Raw genomic sequence first — 16574 nt, forward strand, 5'->3', positions numbered from 1 at the left:
CACCCCGCAGAACAGCAACAGCCAAGCGGCCTCGCTCAGAGGGAGGGCTACACGCCCATGAACGCCGTAGAAATCGAACAAGCCATCACAGACCTGGCGGAGCAGCCGTTCGACAGCGCAGAGTTCCCCTATGCCTTCCTTGAGGCGTTCGGCAACAAGGCGACGACCATCAAGCGCCTGCGCGCGGGGGCGTCGAACAAGTCCGACCTCGGTGGTGTTCTCCAAACCAGCAACATCCACATCCTGACCTGTGACGCAGGGCAGGTGACGCAGACGCTGGCCGCCCTCAAGGCCAGCCCGGCGACGGTCAAGGCCAAGGCGAAGTTCATCCTCGCCACGGACGGCGCGGACTTCGAGGCCGAAGACCTGACCAACGGCGAGACCGTCGCCTGTGCCTTCAAGGACTTTCCAGACCACTTCGGCTTCTTCCTGCCGCTGGCGGGCATCAGCACTGTCCGACAGATCAGTGAGAACGCCTTCGACATCCGGGCCACCAGCCGCCTAAACCGTCTGTATGTCGAACTGCTGAAGGACAACCCAGAATGGGGCTCGGCGGAGCGTCGGCACGACATGAACAAGCTCATGGCGCGGCTGATCTTCTGCTTCTTCGCCGAGGACACCGACATCTTCGTCGGCAGGGGCCGTTTCACCGAAACCATCGCTCAGATGAGCGCCAAAGACTCGTCCAACACGCACGACGTCATCGCCACGCTGTTCCGCACGATGAACACCAAGCGCGAGGACCGGGCCGCAGCCAAGGTTCCCCGATGGGCCGAAGACTTCCCATACGTCAACGGGCAGTTGTTCTCTGGTGGCGACGAGGTGCCGCGATTCAGCAAGATTGCCCGGTCCTATCTGCTGCATGTCGGCGGATTAGACTGGACCAAGATCAACCCTGACATCTTCGGCTCGATGATCCAGGCCGTTGCCGAGGACGAGGAGCGCGGCGAGCTGGGGATGCACTACACCAGCGTTCCCAACATCCTGAAGGTTCTGAACCCGCTGTTCCTCGACGACCTGCGGGCGAAGCTGGAGGAAGCGGGTGATAACGCCCGAATGTTGCTCAACCTGCGCAAGCGCATCGCCAAGATCAGGGTCTTCGACCCGGCCTGCGGTTCGGGCAATTTTCTGGTCATCGCTTACAAGGAAATGCGTGCCATCGAGGCCGAGATCAATCGGCGGCGCGGTGAGCTGGATCGCGCATCCGATATCCCGCTGACGAACTTCCGCGGGATCGAGTTGCGAGACTTCCCGGCGGAGATCGCGCGGCTCTCGCTGGTCATCGCCGAATATCAGTGCGACGTGCTGTATCGCGGCCAGAAGCTGGCCCTTGCTGAGTTCCTGCCCTTGCGGAACGAGAACTGGATCACTTGCGGCAATGCGCTATGGCTCGATTGGTTAAACGTGTGCCCGTCAATTGGGATCGGCGTGAAGTTGCAAGCGAACGACTTCTTCGAGACACCGCTCGATCAGGCCGAAATCGATTTCGAGAACGAAGGCGGCGAGATATACATCTGTGGTAACCCGCCCTACAAAGGGAGCCAAGATCAGACCGACCAGCAGAAGTCAGACTTAGCCCATGTTTTTGCAAAGGAGAACATCAACTCTGGAGTCGCTGACTACGTTTTGGGGTGGTTTGCTAAGGCGGCAGATTTTATTCGCAGGTATCGCGCAAAGTTTGCTTTTGTAGCGACCAACAGCATTCACCAGGGTAGGCAAGTTGCCAGAATTTGGCCTGCGCTACTTGGTAACGACTTGAGAATTGTTTTCGCAGAGCCTTCGTTCAAGTGGTCGAACCTGGCCTCGAAGAAGGCCGTAGTTACTGTATCCATTATTGGAATTTCTTCTATACCCGAGAAGTGCCGAGTAATCTCAGACGGGCTAGCCAGAGACGTGGATCAAATTGGACCTTACATGGTTCCTGGCCCAACGGTCTTCGTCGACGAGCGACGCATAGCTTTGTCCGATGTGTCACCTATGTCGTTCGGTAGCATGCCCAATGACGGCGGGGCTCTGCTGATGAACTACAGCGAATACAAGGAGCTGATCACTGACCGCAGGACACTACCGTTCGTTCGATCCGCAGCGGGCACGCGAGAATTCATCAATGGTGTTCCGAGATACTGCGTCTGGGTGAATGACGGCCAGTACGAGGAGGCAAATGAGATCCCTGCGCTCGCATCTCGCTTCAACCGTGTCAGAACAGCACGGGAGCAGAGCAAGAGACCAGCAACAAACTCGCTAAGTCGATTTCCGTATCGCTTTGGAGAGGTTCGCCAGACCGGTGAAGAGTCGGTCATCATTGTTTCAAAAACAGCTTCCGATAACCGCGATTACATTCCCGCATCGTTGCTGGAGCAAGGTGGTATCGTTACTGAGGCGTTTGGGCTCTTCAATGCGCCGCTTTGGAATTTGGCAATTGTGGTGTCCCGCCTTCATACAGTCTGGGCCAAGACGGTGTGCGGCAGGATGAAGAGTGACCCCAGGTACTCCAATACCCTTGGTTGGAACACCTTCCCGGTTCCAACGCTGACAGACAAAAACAGGACCGACCTGACGCGCTGTGCCGAGGATATTCTGCTGGCGCGGGAGCATCACTTTCCGGCCACTATCGCCGACCTCTACGACCCCGACGCAATGCCTACCGACCTGCGCGCCGCGCATGAGCGCAATGACGAAGTGCTGGAGCGCATTTACATCGGTCGGCGCTTCAAGAACGACACCGAGCGGCTGGAAAAGCTGTTTGACCTTTATACCAAGATGACCGCTTCGGCTGCACCGGCCAAGGGTAAGAAGCGCAAAGCGGGAGCCAACGCATGAGCGACAAGATCAAGTCCGTACCGTCCGTTTCCGTCACCTACGCCCGAAACGGCGCATCGACCAAGGCCAATGCGCTTGGGATGCGGCCCATGCAGGAGCGGGCCTACGAGAAACGGGGGGAGCAGTACCTGCTCATCAAGTCGCCACCCGCATCGGGCAAGAGCCGCGCGTTGATGTTCGTGGCACTCGACAAGCTCAAGAACCAGGGCTTGAAGCAGGCCATCATCGTTGTGCCGGAGAAGTCCATCGGTGCCAGCTTCAACGACGAGCCGCTGTCGAAGTACGGCTTCTGGGCGGACTGGCAGGTCGAACCCAAGTGGAACCTGTGCAATGCGCCAGGCAACGACAACGGCGGCAAGGTCAAGTCGCTGGGCGCATTCCTCGAAGGCGAGGACAAGGTGCTGGTCTGCACCCATGCGACCTTCCGCTTCGCGGTCGATGCCTACGGCGTGGAGGCGTTCGACGACCGACTGATCGCGGTCGATGAGTTCCACCACGTTTCGGCCAACCCGGACAACAAGCTCGGCTTGCACCTCGGGCAGTTCTTTGCTCGGGGCAAGACGCACATCGTTGCCATGACCGGCTCCTACTTCCGTGGCGACGCCGAGGCCGTGCTCGCGCCGCAGGATGAATCGAAGTTCGATACCGTCACCTACACCTACTACGAGCAGCTCAACGGCTACGATTACCTCAAGCAACTCGACATCGGCTACTTCTTCTACAGCGGGCCTTACGTCGATGACATCCTCAATGTCCTCGATCCCGCCGAGAAAACCATCATCCACATCCCCAACGTCAATTCGCGCGAGAGCACGAAGGACAAGATGCGGGAAGTGGAGCACATCATCGAGGCGCTGGGGGAGTGGCAGGGCATCGATCCTGCGACCGGCTTCCAACGTGTCAAGCGCCCCGATGGCCGCGTGCTGCGCATCGCCGATCTCGTCGATGACGATGCCGCCAAGCGCGACCGCGTGTCCGCCGCGCTCAAAGACCCGGCGCAGAAGAACAACCGCGACCATGTGGACATCATCATCGCGCTGGGCATGGCGAAGGAAGGCTTCGATTGGATTTGGTGCGAACATGCTCTGACCGTGGGCTACCGCGCCAGCCTGACCGAGATCGTGCAGATCATCGGCCGAGCTACCCGCGACGCGCCCGGCAAGACCCGCGCGAGGTTCACCAACCTGATCGCCGAGCCGGATGCAGCCGAGGAAGCTGTCACCGAGGCCGTCAACGATACGTTGAAGGCCATCGCGGCCAGCCTGCTGATGGAGCAGGTTCTTGCTCCGCGCTTCGAGTTCAAGCCCAAGAACCCGGACAGCGGCCCGACGCCGGGTTTTAACTACGGCGAGGGTGGCTACGACTCGGACCGTTGCAATGTCGGTGTCAATGAGCAGACGGGGGCGTACCAAATCGAGATCAAAGGCCTCGCCGAGCCCAAGAGCAGGGAGGCGGCGCGAATCTGTCAGGAAGACCTGAACGAAGTCATCGCGGCCTTCGTGCAGGACAAGCCCACCATCGAGCGCGGCCTGTTCGATGAGGAACTGGTGCCCGAGGAGCTGACGCAGGTTCGCATGGGCAAGATCATCAAGGACAAGTATCCTGAGCTTGACGCCGAAGATCAGGAAGCCGTGCGTCAGCACGCCATTGCTGCCCTCAACCTCACGCAGCAGGCCAAGCGCCTAGTCACCGAAGGTGAGAGCGACGGGTCACCCAACACCGCCCTGATCGACGGCGTGCGCCGCTTCGCGATGGACGTGCGTGAGCTGGACATCGACCTGATCGACCGCATCAACCCCTTCGGAGAAGCCTACGCCATCCTTGCCAAGACCATGAGCGAGGACAGCTTGAAGCAGGTCGCGGCGGCGATCTCAGCCAAGCGCACGAGCCTGACGCCGGACGAGGCGAAGGAGATGGCCGTTCGGGCTGTTCAGTTCAAGAAGGAACGCGGCCGCATTCCGGCGCTCGATTCCCAGGATGCCTGGGAGCGACGCATGGCCGAAGGCGCGGCCGCCTTTATGCGCTTCAAGGCGGAGGGACGCTATGAGTAACTCCGATCTTGACGAACTCGCTGCGGAGCTTGCCGAGTTCGCACCGCCTGAGAAGAATGCCGGACGGCCGGCCAGTGAGGAGCGCGTCATCGCGGGCTTCGAGGAAATCCAGCGCTTCACCGAAAAGCACGGCCGTGCGCCGCAGCACGGTGAAGACCGCGACATATTCGAGCGCCTTTACGCCGTGCGTCTGGACCGTTTGCGCGGGATCCCGGACTGCCGTGCCCTGCTAGAGCCGCTGGACCATCAGAGCTTGCTTGCCGGGGCGCCTACCGTTGCCGCTTCGGCAGATGAAGCCATCGACATCGACGACCTGGCCGCCGAGCTGGCGGGCGTAGCCGACGCGGACGACATCACGGTCCTACGTCATGTCCGCACCAGCGCCGACAAGCGTGCCGCTGAGGAGATCGCGGATCGCAAGCCCTGCGAGGACTTCGAGACCTTTCGACCCTTGTTCGAGCGCGTGCAAGCGGAGGTCAAAACCGGCATGCGCCAGTCCCAGCCCATCGAAGCAGGCCGCCGCGCGATTGAAGCCGGGGACTTTTTCGTTCTCGATGGCATCACGCTCTACGTTGCCGAGGTCGGCGAGCCGCTGAAAACTACCGCCGGGGAGGTAGACCGCCGCCTACGCCTCATCTTTTCCAACGGTACCGAAAGCAATCTGCTGCTACGCTCGCTCCAGCGAGCGTTCTACAACGACCCCGCCGCGCGGCGGCTGGCCTCGCCCGAGAGTGGGCAACTCTCCTTCGGCGGCGAGCTTGAGGCCGACGATGTCGAAAGCGGCACGATCTACGTCCTGCGCTCCCTCTCCGATCATCCCTACGTCGCGCAGCACCGCGACATCATTCACAAAGTAGGCGTGACCGGCGGGCGGGTGGAGACGCGCATCGCCAATGCTGAGCACCAGTCCACCTACTTGTTGGCGAAGGTCGAAGTGGTGGCGACCTATAAGCTCGCGGGCATCAACCGCACTCGGATGGAAAGGCTATTCCACAGGCTGTTTGCACCCGCGCGATTGGACATCACCATCAACGACCGCTTCGGTCACCCTGTGCAGCCCGAGGAATGGTTTCTCGTTCCGCTGTTCGCGATCGACGAGGCCGTTGCACGCATCAAGGATGGCAGCATCACCGGGTATGTCTACGATCCCAAAGCTGCAAAGCTTGTGACGGTGAGGTAGTCCAGGAAAATAGGCGTATTGATCAGTATTGTGACGCTGAGTCAACGAGGATTCGAATAATGGCAGATCGATTGAATATTACGCGCGGTGTAAACAAAAAGCCTGTCGCGACAGACGCTTTAGAGCAAAGTTTCGACACCTTGCATGAAATGCAGGGTGAGGTTTTTACGGGCTATCCATTGATCGCCACCCCTGATGGCAAGTATTCGATAGATGCCACCTTGGTGAGCCCTTCCAAGGGAATTGTATTATTTGACCTGATCGAAGGGGCGGACGTTGGGGTATATGCGGAACGTCAGGACGATTTGGCAAATAAGATCGAAGCACGACTGAAATTGCACCGTGAATTGGTCAAAGGGCGTTTGTTGCAAGTGCCGCTTTCGGTTCTGTCATTTGCCCCAGGTGTTGCCAATGTCGAGGCTGTGGCGGTAGATGGCTATCCCATCGTCAATGAGCAGGGTCTTGCTGCTGCGCTAGATGAGATTAATTGGCCAGATGGTAGTGATGAGCTTTACCGGATGACGCTATCGGCGATCGAGAGCCTAAGCAGCATTCGGAAGAGCCGCTCGAAACGAGAAGTTCATCGCGAAGACTCGCGTGGTGCCAAGCTCAAGCGCCTTGAAGACTCAATTGCGACGCTCGATCATCGTCAAAACAAGGCTGTTATTGAGACAGTGGATGGTGTTCAACGTATCCGGGGGCTCGCTGGCTCAGGCAAGACCATCGTGTTGGCACTCAAGGCCGCCTATTTACATACACAGCACCCAGACTGGCGTATTGCCGTAACTTTCCATACTCGTTCACTCAAAGGTCAGTTCCGCCGCTTGATCAACAATTTTTGTATTGAGCAGAGCGGTGAAGAGCCAGATTGGACGAAAATTCGAGTTATCAATGCTTGGGGGGCGCCGGGAGGCGATGCTAGAGATGGCATCTATTACGAGTATTGCCGAGCAACTGGAACTGAGTTTTTTGATTTCAAGAGCGCATCATACAAATTCGGAGGAAGTGAGAAGGCTTTTGATGGAGCTTGCCAAGCTGCATTGGTGAATTCTTCGGAAACAGCTCACCTCTACGACGTCATTCTTGCAGATGAAGCGCAGGATTTTGCGCCGAGCTTCCTGAAGCTCTGCTATTCCATGCTGAAGCCACCCAAGCGGCTGGTTTATGCTTACGACGAACTTCAGAATCTCTCGGGAATTTCGCTTCCGCCGCCGGAGGAAATATTCGGCAATGATGAGCATGGGAACCCATTAGTGTCGTTCGGTAACGACCGTAGGCGAGATGTGATTTTGCAGAAATGCTATCGAAACTCGCGTCCGGTCTTAGTGTCCGCCCACGGATTGGGATTCGGTATTTATCGTGATGCTCCACAGGGCGCAGAGACCGGATTAGTTCAGATGTTCGATTATCCCGCGCTGTGGGAGGAGATTGGCTACAAGGTTCAGAGCGGGCAATTGATGAAGGGCCAGCAGCTCGTTCTGGAGCGCACGACGGAAACCAGCCCCAGGTTTCTAGAAGAACATTCGAGTCTTGATGATCTTGTCCAATTCATCAAATTCGATAATGAAACGCAGCAAAACGCATGGCTTGTTCAACAAATTCAATCAAACTTGAGCGAAGATGAGCTTCGTCATGATGACATCATCGTGATCCACTCCGATCCACGGACTGCTCGTGGCGTTACTGGCCCTATTAGAAGGCAGCTTTTTGAGGTGGGAGTTCAGACACATTTGGCTGGTGTTGATACTGATGCAGATGTGTTTTTCCGCACCGATACCCCCTCTGTGACATTCACGGGAATCTACCGTGCCAAGGGCAATGAAGCGGGCATGGTCTACGTCATCAACGCTCAGAACTGTAATGGTAATGGTACAGGCCTTGCCAGTTTGCGTAACCGCCTTTTCACGGCCATCACTCGAAGTAAGGCTTGGGTTCGCATCATAGGTTATGGCCCTCAGATGCAGGGGCTAATCGACGAATTTTCCGCCTTAAAGCAGCGTGGTTTCGTCTTGGATTTTCGTTATCCCGACGATGCTTTGCTTGGCAAGCTGCGCATTGTTCATCGTGATTTGTCTCCACAAGAGCGGCAGCGTCTTGAGCGAAGGAAGAGCCAACTCGCCGATCTTTTGGGTGATCTGGAGAGCGGTGAACTACATCCGGAAGACCTCGATGAGGCGACCCGCGAGAAAATCAAAAAGTTCCTTGGGGGAAATGAGTGATGGACGTGACTCCAATAAGTATCAAAGAAGATATCGATGGACTGATTTCTGAATTGATCGGTAAAGGAGTTTGTGACGACTCAAATTTCTCTGCGATTCGAACATTTGGCAGCAAGGCGGACGTCACCTTCAGCGGCTCCGAACATGTTTCCATTGCGCTGGGCGATATCGAATACGACGAGATTTATCGCGAACTGGCTGACAAGCGCTCATATAACATGAGGCTTGTCGACGGCGCATTGCTCCAGATGATGTACCGCGTCGAGGGTGATCAGCTGCTACAGCACAGGCTTGCCTTCTACCCTTCGCCAAGCCTGTTGCAATTTCAAGATGATCCGGACGCCTATATGCGAGACGAGCTGTTTATCGAGATCGTTCAGCGCAGGATCGTTCCATTCCCCATGCGTTTTGATTTTGATGCGCGGGAGGGTGTTTACATCGATGTTGCTCATCCTAAGAGCCATCTTACATTGGGTGATGTAAAGGGCTGCCGTATTCCTTTGTCGGCACCGCTGACGCCTCGGTGGTTCGTTGAGTTTGTCTTGCGAAATTTCTACCAAACGGACACGCATGATTTCATCGGTGGGTTACCCCAACACAAAATAAAATTCCCTATGTCCATCACGAGAAATGAGGTGGGTCTCATGCATATGGTAATTCCATACTAAAAAAGAGTGTGATGGCCGCTTGCCAGGATGAACGCTAAGAGGAAAGAGCATGAAGAAGCTGCACCAGCACGACCAGGCCGATCCATGTTTCATCACCGATGGCCCGCCGTCCAATGACCTGCCGATCCCTCCGCACCGGACCATGAACCTGCCGCAAATCTTGGCGAGCCTCAACGATGAAGCGTTGGCGAGGTGGCCCGGTGACCTAGCCGACGCCGAGCGGGAGAAACGGCGCAAGGCTGGAGGTTGAACGCCATCCGACGGTGCTAGTTCAACTTCTCTTGGCGTTGCATGGTACTTTTCATGGCATCATGCGGTGAAGTGTATGTAACATGTTGCTATGAAATGGTATTTTTCCATCAAAGATAATCGAGTGGGAGTGATCTGGCACGCCGCCGACACATTGATTGAGAGGTGAATGCCATGCAATTGCTGTCCCTCCTGCCTCACCTGCCCCGGTGGGGTCTGTTGCTGGCCGCAGTGCTTGCGGCGGGCTGCGCTGGTCGCCAGCCCCTGGTGCCGCAGGTACGCAGCGCAGCCGCCAGCGATGGCAGCACCGTGGTGGCGGTGGCCCCCGAGCCGCTGGTCTGCCAGGTTGGCCCGCGCTGCCCGCTACTGAGCGCCTCCTGGGCCAGCGCCCATCCGGGGCAGGCGGCGCTGACCGTCGCCCTGCCGGGCGCCCGCGCGGCGGTGAGCGGGGCAGACATCCACATCGGCGGCTCGCAGGTGCTGCGCCTGCGCCTGCCCGTGCCGCCAGCCGCGCCGGTGGCATCCGGTGCCGTGCCAGCAGCTGTGGCCCCGGCCCCGGCAGATACCGCCCTGGGGCCTGCCAGCCGCTTCGATGTGCCGCTGCGCCTGATCGATCAGCTGGCCCATGCCACGCGCTCGTGGATGCGTGTGCATCTGGCCGATGGCTCCAGCGTGGACGAGCACATCCACAGCGGCGAGCAGCGCAGCCGCGCCTCCGAGGCGATGGCGCATTTCCTGGCCGCCGTGCAGGCCGCAGGCGGGCAGGGCGCCGGGTTGGACGGGCCGCGCGGCGGGCTGTTCGACCGCCTGGGCGTGCGTGAGTCGGGCGCGGCCAGATAGTCCGGCAGACCTGGCGCAGCAGGTCAGGATTTTGAGCCTTTTCGGCCTCAAAGCCTTGCCCAGCAAGCGGTGATAGCTATGATTGTTGAAGTGCTTCCAGGGTCTGGGGCCACATCAGACATGCCAGACACGCCCATCACTGCAGCAGCTCCAGGTGCTGCGCCAGCGTGGCCGCCGACAGCTCGCCGCTGCGCAGCGCCACCAGCTCACCCGCCGCGTTGAAGAACAGCGTGGTCGGCAGCGCCCGCTGGCCCAGCAGGCGGCCCAGCTGCCCATCCTGGTCGAGCAGCACATCGGCAGCCGGCAATTGCTGCGCGGCGGCGTAGCGCAGCACGGTCTCGGGCGCCTCGCCCTGGTTGATCCACAGAAAGCGCACCTGCGCATGGGCCGTGCGTGCCTGCCGCAGCACCGGCATTTCGCGCCGGCAGGGCGGGCACCAGCTGGCCCACAGATTGATGACCACCGGCTGGCCCTGCAGCGCGGGCAGGTGGACGCTGCGCGCATCCAGCGCCACGCCCTGCCAGGCGGGCAGGGCCACCGGCTGCGAGGGCTGGGCCAGTTGCAGCGCCAGCGTGCCGGCCAGCCACAGCCCGGCACCGGCAGCCGCCCCAGGGTTGCCGGACGCCGCCAGGGATTGCGGCGCAGCCACAGAACCAGCAGATACCCGCCAGCGGCCAGCAGCCCCCAGCTGGCCGACCAGCCGCCGTCGCGGATGTCCAGCGCCGCCCAGGGCGCGCTGGCGTATTCGCGCCAGTAGCTGGCGACGAAGGCCAGGCGCGAGCCGGCCAGCGCCACCAGCGCCAGCGCCCAGGCGTGCGGCCCCGGCGGCAGGCCGGTGCGCCGTGCGCTGCGGTCATGCAGCGTGCTGGCGGCCAGCCAGGCGGCGCCGGCCAGCAGCACCGTCCAGGACAGCACCAGGGGGCCGAGGTTCAGGGTCTGGGCGGGCAGCATGGCAGGGGCGTGGAGGCGGTGGTTGAGGGTTTTCGGGGCGATCAGTCTGCCGCTGTCGCCGGCAGCGGCCAGCGCAGGCAGGCGCGCAGGCCGGGCTGGGCGGGCGCCAGGTGCAGCGTGCCGCCGCCGCTTTCGGCAATGCGCCGGGCGATGGTCAGGCCCAGGCCGCTGCCGGCGCTGCTGCTGGCGCCCTTGCGCCAAAAGCGCTGGCTGGCGCTTTCGCAATCCTGCGCGCTCATGCCGGGGCCGTGGTCGCGGATGCATACCTGCACCGTGGCCGGCGTCCAGGGCGCCGCTGGCGGGTGCAGCTCCAGGCGGCATTCGATGGGCGCATCGCCCTGGTGGTGGCGCAGGGCGTTGTCCAGCAGGTTGCCGATGGCGCTGGTCAGCAGGGCGTCGGGCACCGGCAGGCACACGCCTGACCAGGCCGGGGTGTCGGCGGGCTGGCAATGCACCTGCAGGGCGGTGGCGCTGCCCCCCTCGTGCTGGGCGCGCTGGCGCGACTGCTGCACGGCCAGCTCGAAGGCCTGCACGATGGCGCTGCCGCAGGTGCTGCTGGGGCTGGCGCCGTCCTGGCCTTCGAGCCGTGCCAACTGCAGCAATTGCTCCAGCGTGCCGTGCATGTGGGCGATGCCCTGCAGCGCGGCATCCAGTGCCTGGCCGGCGACGGCGCTGCGCCCCGGCGTGGCCAGCGCCATCTGCGCCACCTGCACCTGCGTCTTGATGGCCGTGAGCGGCGTGCGCAGCTCGTGGGCCGCGTCCGCCGTCCAGCGCCGCTCGTGCGCCAGCGCCGCGCCGGTGCGCGCCAGCAGGGCGTTGAGGCTGGTCACCAGCGGGCTGAGTTCATGCGTGTCCTGGCCGCTGTGGATGGGCTCCAGCGCCGTGGGCGCGCGCGTTGCCAGCTCGCGGCGCAGGCGCTCCAGCGGGCGCAGGCCCAGCGTCGCCACCCACCACACCAGCAGCCAGACCACGGCCAGCGCCAAAGCAAAAGGCAGGGCCAGGGCCAGCACGGCGGCGCGCACCAGTTGCTCGCGCTGCGCCAGCGGGTCGGACGTGGCCACGCGCAACTCGCCCTCGGCCAGCACATAGGTGCGCCAGGCCTTGCCGCCCTTGGTGATCTGCTTGAAGCCGGGCGCGCCCAGGGTGGACTGGGGCGGTGCGCCGCCGGTGCGCGCCAGCGCCAGCACCTCGACTTCGCTGCGCGCCAGGCTGACCTCGCAGGCCACGCCGTCACGGCCAATCACCGAATGCACCTGCTCTTGCACGTCCTGCTGCTGCGCCTGGGCAGAGTCCGCTGCTGCCGGCTCCGGCGGCATGGCCGGCTGCAGTTGCTGCACGATGCTGGCCACCATGCGCGCCGAGGCCATCAGCCGCTCGTCCAGCATGGCGTTGATCTCCTCGTCCAGGCTGTTGATGCGCCAGGCCGCCACGCTGCCCCACAGCAGGCTGCTGGCCAGCGCCAGGCCCAGCACCAGGCGCAGGCGCAGGCTTTTCAGGCGCGCGGGCAGCTCGGCGTTCATGCCGATGTCGATGACGCGGCTGGCACCAGCTGCTGCTGGTAGCGCGCCCCCAGGCGAAAGCCCAGGCCGCGCACGGTGTCGATCAGGTCGGCGCCGAGCTTGCGGCGCAGGTGGTGGACATGGACGTTGACGGTGTTGCTGCCGACCTCCTCGCCCAGGCCGTACAGGCTGTCGTGCAATTGCGCCGTACTCAGCACGCGCCCGCCGGCCTGCACCAGCGCGGCCAGCAGCAGCCATTCGCGCCGGGGCAGCTCAAGCGGCACGCCGGCGCGCCAGACGGCGCCGCTGGCCAGGTCGATCTCGCACTCGCCCAGGGTGACCCGGTCGCTGGCGCGCCCGCCGGCACGGCGCACCAGCGCCTGCAGGCGCAGCGCCAGCTCGTGCAGGTCGAAAGGCTTGGCCAGATAGTCGTCCGTGCCCTGCTCGAAGCCGGCGATGCGGTCGTCCAGGGCGCTGCGGGCGCTCAGGATCAGCACCGGCAGCGCCGTGCCGGCCGCGCGCCAGCGGCGCAGCAGCGCCAGGCCGTCGCCATCGGGCAGGCCAAGGTCGAGCACGCAGGCGTCGTAGCTGCGCGCGTCCACATGCGCCTGCGCCGCCGCCGCCGTGCCGGCCACGTCGGCCTGCATCCCGTGCAATTGCAGCCCGGTGCGGATGCCGCTGGCCACCAGGGCGTTGTCTTCGACGATCAGGATGTGCATGGGCGCATCATGCCCTGCGCTGGCTGGCCGCTGGCCCAAGCCATGCAAGCAAGCTGCTCTGAGCATGAAAAACGCCTTAAACCCTTGTGTATCAAGCGATGGTAGCTATTGAAAGCATAGCTGCTTCACACCTTGCGCACGCGCACCGGCAGGCCTTGGCGCACCACCGCGCCCGAGACCCACTCGATCCAGACGTTGTCCCGGGCCGGGCGCGTCGGGTCGGCAAAGCCCAGGTCGTTGAGGTTCACGCCACTGGCGTTGTGCGGGTCGTGCGCCGTGGCCTTGCCGTCGATGGTGTGCGCCACTGCGCCCAGCTGCCGGTGGCCGTAGCCGTATTCGATGGCCACCGTGCCCGGGGCGATGCCGCTCCTGACCAGGGCCACGCCCTGCACGCTGGCGCCGGGCGTGCTGACTTCGATCCGGTCGCCGTTGGCAATCCCGAAGCGCGCCGCGTCGTCCCTGTGCAGGCTGATGGGGTTGTGCGGGTGTACCTGGCGCAGGCGCTTGACGCCGATCGACATGCTGCTCATCAGGTTGGACTTGTAGGAGCTCAGCGTCAGCGGCCAGTCCGACTCGGGATAGTGCTCGCGCATGGCCGAGCCGTCGGCAAAGCGCGTCGGAAACCAGGTCGGGCAGCCCACGTAGGCCTCGCCGGTCATGGAGTGGCGCATCTTCGCCAGCCCCTCGTGCCACAGCTGCACCGGGAACTTGTGCGCCGCCTTGATGTGCTCGCCCACCCAGGCGTCCTCGATGGTGTCGAAGCGCCCGCCGCGGCTCATGACCATGGCCACGCGGCGCACCTCCTCGGGCTTGAGGCGCTTTTGCACCTCGGGCATCCAGCGCTTGAGGCCGGTGATCTCGATGTCGTCGTCGCTGGCCTCGGGCACGGGCTTGCCGGCCTGCCAGGCGATGTTGCAGATGCCGCGCACGTAGAAATCCTCGGCGCTTTCCAGGTCGAGGGGCTCGCCGTCGCGGGTAGCCATGGCGTTCTTGCCAAAGCCTGGCAGCTGCAGCTCCCGGGCCACGGCGAACAGGAAGGCCTCGAAGTTGACCGGCCGGCCGTCCGCCGTGCGCGCCGTGGCCGGCTCGACCACTGGCCAGCGCACGGTCGAGGTCTTGGCGATCACGTCGGCCCAGGGCGCGCCTATGCCCCAGCTCTCGTAGGTCACCGTGTCGGGCACGATGTAGTCGGCCAGCGCCGAGGTCTCGTTGATGAAGGGATCGACCGAGATGAACAGCGGCAGCTTCTTGGGATCCTTGATGGCCGGCACCACGGCGTGCTCGAAGCCGGCAATGGCATACACCGGGTTCGACATGTGGTTAATCCACGCCTTGATGGCGTAGGGGTAGCCCAGCAGGCCCGCCGCCACCATCTCGCTGCTCATGTTGCCGGGCGCGGGGTACCAGGGCGCGCGCGCCGGGTAGGGGTTCTCGCCGGCTGCCTTCTTGCGCTTGAACTCGCTGGTCTTTTCGTAGGGGAAGCGCGTGCGCGACAGCGACACGCCGCTGGGCTTGACCTGGCCCTCGAAGGTGGCGAAGTTGTAGCGCGGCCCCGGGCCGAAGGGGCCGAACGGCCCGGCGTCCAGCACCCAGCCGCCCTTGACGTTCAGGTTGCCGACCAGGTTGTTCAGCATGGCGATGGCATAGGCAGTGTAGAAGCCTGCGCCGCTCATGGTGCCGCCGTGCGAGTTGGCCACTGCCCGCTTGCCGTGGCTGGTGAACTCGCGCGCCAGGGCTTCGATCTCGGCCACCGGCACGCCGCAGATGTCCGAATACTCCTGCAGCGTCATGCGCTGGGCGTGCTCGCGCAGCTTGGCAAACGACGTGCATACGGGCACCGGCGCTGGCTCTTCGGCAGCGCCTTCAGCGCGCGGCAGGGTGAATTCGCGCTCGACCATCAGCTGCGCGGGCTGGGCCACCGTGTGGGCGCTGAGTGTGCCGTCGGCCAGCTGCACCACATAGACATCCTCGGCCGGGGTTTTCTCGTCCACCGGCTCGGGCAGGGGCAGGCCGATGTCCGCGCCGCGCAGGAACTGGCCGAAGCGCGGGTGCTGGGGGTCGTTGATGAGCAAATGCGTGGCGTTGCTCCACGACGCCTCGCCGGCGGCGGCCATGGCCTGCGGGCCGGGTTGGGCCAGGTATTGGGCGTCGTAGCGCTCGTTGTCGATGATCCAGCGGATCAGCGCCATGGCCAGCGCCAGGTCGGTGGCGGGCTTGACGGGCAGCCAGCGGTTGTTGTCGCCGGCGGCGTGGCTGGATGAGGTCGGTAGCACGGGCGAGACCACCACGTACTGGTAGCTGTTGTCCTCGCGCGAGCGCGCCTCGGCCAGCTCCCGGCCCATGCGCTGGAAGGGGTTGCCGGCCTGCGCCGGCGCCGTGCCCAGAAACAGGCCGAAGCGCGAGTTCTTCCAGTCCGGCTTGCCGTGCGGCATCCCGGGGATGTTGCCCAGCGCCGCCGCCGTGCCGACGCGGTAGGTCTGGCCGCAGTAGGCGCCGTGGTTGGAGAAGTTCACCGTGCCGAACGACGGGCCGGCAAAGCGGCGGATCAGCGGCGTGCGGCCTTCGTTGGAGGCGTCGGTGATGACCAGCTGGTTGGACTTGGGGCCGTACTCGGGGTTGTCCGGGTCGATCAGGGTGTCCACGTCGCGGATGGCGCGCAGGCCATCCACATGGCCCTCGCCGAACAGGTCGCCGCCTTCGCACACTTCCTTGACCAGTTGCTCCAGCGAGATGCTCTGCCACTGGCCCGAGCCGCGCGGCCCCACGCGCTTGAGCGGTGTGAGCACGCGATGCGGGGCGCTTTGGTGCTCCAGCATGGCCGAGCCGCGCGCGCACGACGTGGCGCGGCCCTCGATGCCGCTGTCGCCGCCCAGCATGGCGTAGGCCTGGCGCACCGGCAGGGCCATGGGCACGGCATTGGTCGTGGACAGCGGGTGGTAGGGGTTGCCGGCGATGCGGATGATCTGGCCGCGCTCGGTGTCCACGCGCACGCGCACGCCGCACTGCGTCCAGCAGCCCAGGCAGCTCGATGGGCTGACCACCTGGCCGGGCTGGGTGGCCAGCTGGCCGGTGGCCGGGTCGATGCGGAACTCGGGCGTGAGCGAGTTGCCGCGCGTGGCGCTTTTCGTGCCGACGCCGGAGGAGCCGCTGATCAGGCCCTTGGCGCCCTTGGCGACGACGTCGCCATAGCCGGCGGCAAAGGCCGTCAGGCCGCCGGCCACGGCACCGCCGCGCAGCAGCAGGCGGCGACGGCGCACGTCGGGCGCTTGGGTTTCATGGGTGGGGGCGGGGCGGGGAGGCTTGTTGGTCATGTCTGTTCCTTGGGGTCGTCGGGTTGGGCGTGGGCGGCGGGTTGCTTGTTTTTTTGATAGCTGCTCA

The 16574-nt window shown here is 63.2% G+C and carries 11 protein-coding genes; 7 read left to right on the plus strand and 4 right to left on the minus strand.

Translation table 11 applies throughout. The annotated features are described in order from the left end of the window. The first annotated feature begins 57 nt into the window (after nt 1-57). From IDM45_RS03990 to IDM45_RS04020, 7 genes are all read left to right on the plus strand, one after another. The gene (locus IDM45_RS03990; RefSeq protein WP_209421740.1) at nt 58-2820 is read left to right on the plus strand and encodes a class I SAM-dependent DNA methyltransferase; all 2763 of its coding nucleotides are present in this window, start codon (nt 58-60) and stop codon (nt 2818-2820) included. Next, complete coding sequence (locus IDM45_RS03995) at nt 2817-4871, plus strand: DEAD/DEAH box helicase (RefSeq protein WP_209421741.1); 2055 nt, start codon at nt 2817-2819, stop codon at nt 4869-4871. The genes IDM45_RS03990 and IDM45_RS03995 overlap by 4 nt, the downstream gene beginning before the upstream one ends. Further along, nucleotides 4864-6051: a GIY-YIG nuclease family protein gene (locus IDM45_RS04000; protein ID WP_209421742.1), complete on the plus strand. Its 1188-nt coding sequence runs from the start codon at nt 4864-4866 to the stop codon at nt 6049-6051. The genes IDM45_RS03995 and IDM45_RS04000 overlap by 8 nt, the downstream gene beginning before the upstream one ends. 59 nt (nt 6052-6110) lie before the next feature. Next, nucleotides 6111-8270 (plus strand): DEAD/DEAH box helicase, encoded by a 2160-nt coding sequence (locus IDM45_RS04005; RefSeq protein WP_209421743.1) that lies wholly within the window; start codon nt 6111-6113, stop codon nt 8268-8270. Then, nucleotides 8270-8938: a DUF2290 domain-containing protein gene (locus IDM45_RS04010; protein ID WP_209421744.1), complete on the plus strand. Its 669-nt coding sequence runs from the start codon at nt 8270-8272 to the stop codon at nt 8936-8938. The genes IDM45_RS04005 and IDM45_RS04010 overlap by 1 nt, the downstream gene beginning before the upstream one ends. A gap of 49 nt (nt 8939-8987) precedes the next feature. Then, nucleotides 8988-9188, plus strand: coding sequence for a hypothetical protein (locus IDM45_RS04015; RefSeq protein ID WP_209421745.1), 201 nt, complete (start codon nt 8988-8990; stop codon nt 9186-9188). 173 nt (nt 9189-9361) lie between these two features. Next, nucleotides 9362-10027: a hypothetical protein gene (locus IDM45_RS04020; RefSeq protein ID WP_209421746.1), complete on the plus strand. Its 666-nt coding sequence runs from the start codon at nt 9362-9364 to the stop codon at nt 10025-10027. 136 nt (nt 10028-10163) lie between these two features. Here the strand turns inward: IDM45_RS04020 and IDM45_RS17505 are convergent, their stop codons facing one another. The 4 genes from IDM45_RS17505 to IDM45_RS04040 all read right to left on the minus strand — a co-directional run bounded on the left by IDM45_RS17505 (nt 10164) and on the right by IDM45_RS04040 (nt 16507). Next, the gene (locus tag IDM45_RS17505; RefSeq protein ID WP_325168943.1) at nt 10164-10676 is read right to left on the minus strand and encodes a TlpA family protein disulfide reductase; all 513 of its coding nucleotides are present in this window, start codon (nt 10674-10676) and stop codon (nt 10164-10166) included. A gap of 343 nt (nt 10677-11019) precedes the next feature. Beyond that, nucleotides 11020-12498 (minus strand): ATP-binding protein, encoded by a 1479-nt coding sequence (locus IDM45_RS04030; RefSeq protein WP_209421747.1) that lies wholly within the window; start codon nt 12496-12498, stop codon nt 11020-11022. Beyond that, nucleotides 12495-13196 (minus strand): response regulator, encoded by a 702-nt coding sequence (locus IDM45_RS04035; RefSeq protein WP_209421748.1) that lies wholly within the window; start codon nt 13194-13196, stop codon nt 12495-12497. The genes IDM45_RS04030 and IDM45_RS04035 overlap by 4 nt, the downstream gene beginning before the upstream one ends. A gap of 125 nt (nt 13197-13321) precedes the next feature. Next, nucleotides 13322-16507, minus strand: a complete 3186-nt coding sequence (locus IDM45_RS04040; protein ID WP_209421749.1) for a tetrathionate reductase subunit A — start codon at nt 16505-16507, stop codon at nt 13322-13324. Nucleotides 16508-16574 lie beyond the last annotated feature (67 nt).

Source organism: Melaminivora jejuensis (assembly GCF_017811175.1).
Classification (GTDB): Bacteria; Pseudomonadota; Gammaproteobacteria; order Burkholderiales; family Burkholderiaceae_C; genus Melaminivora; species Melaminivora jejuensis.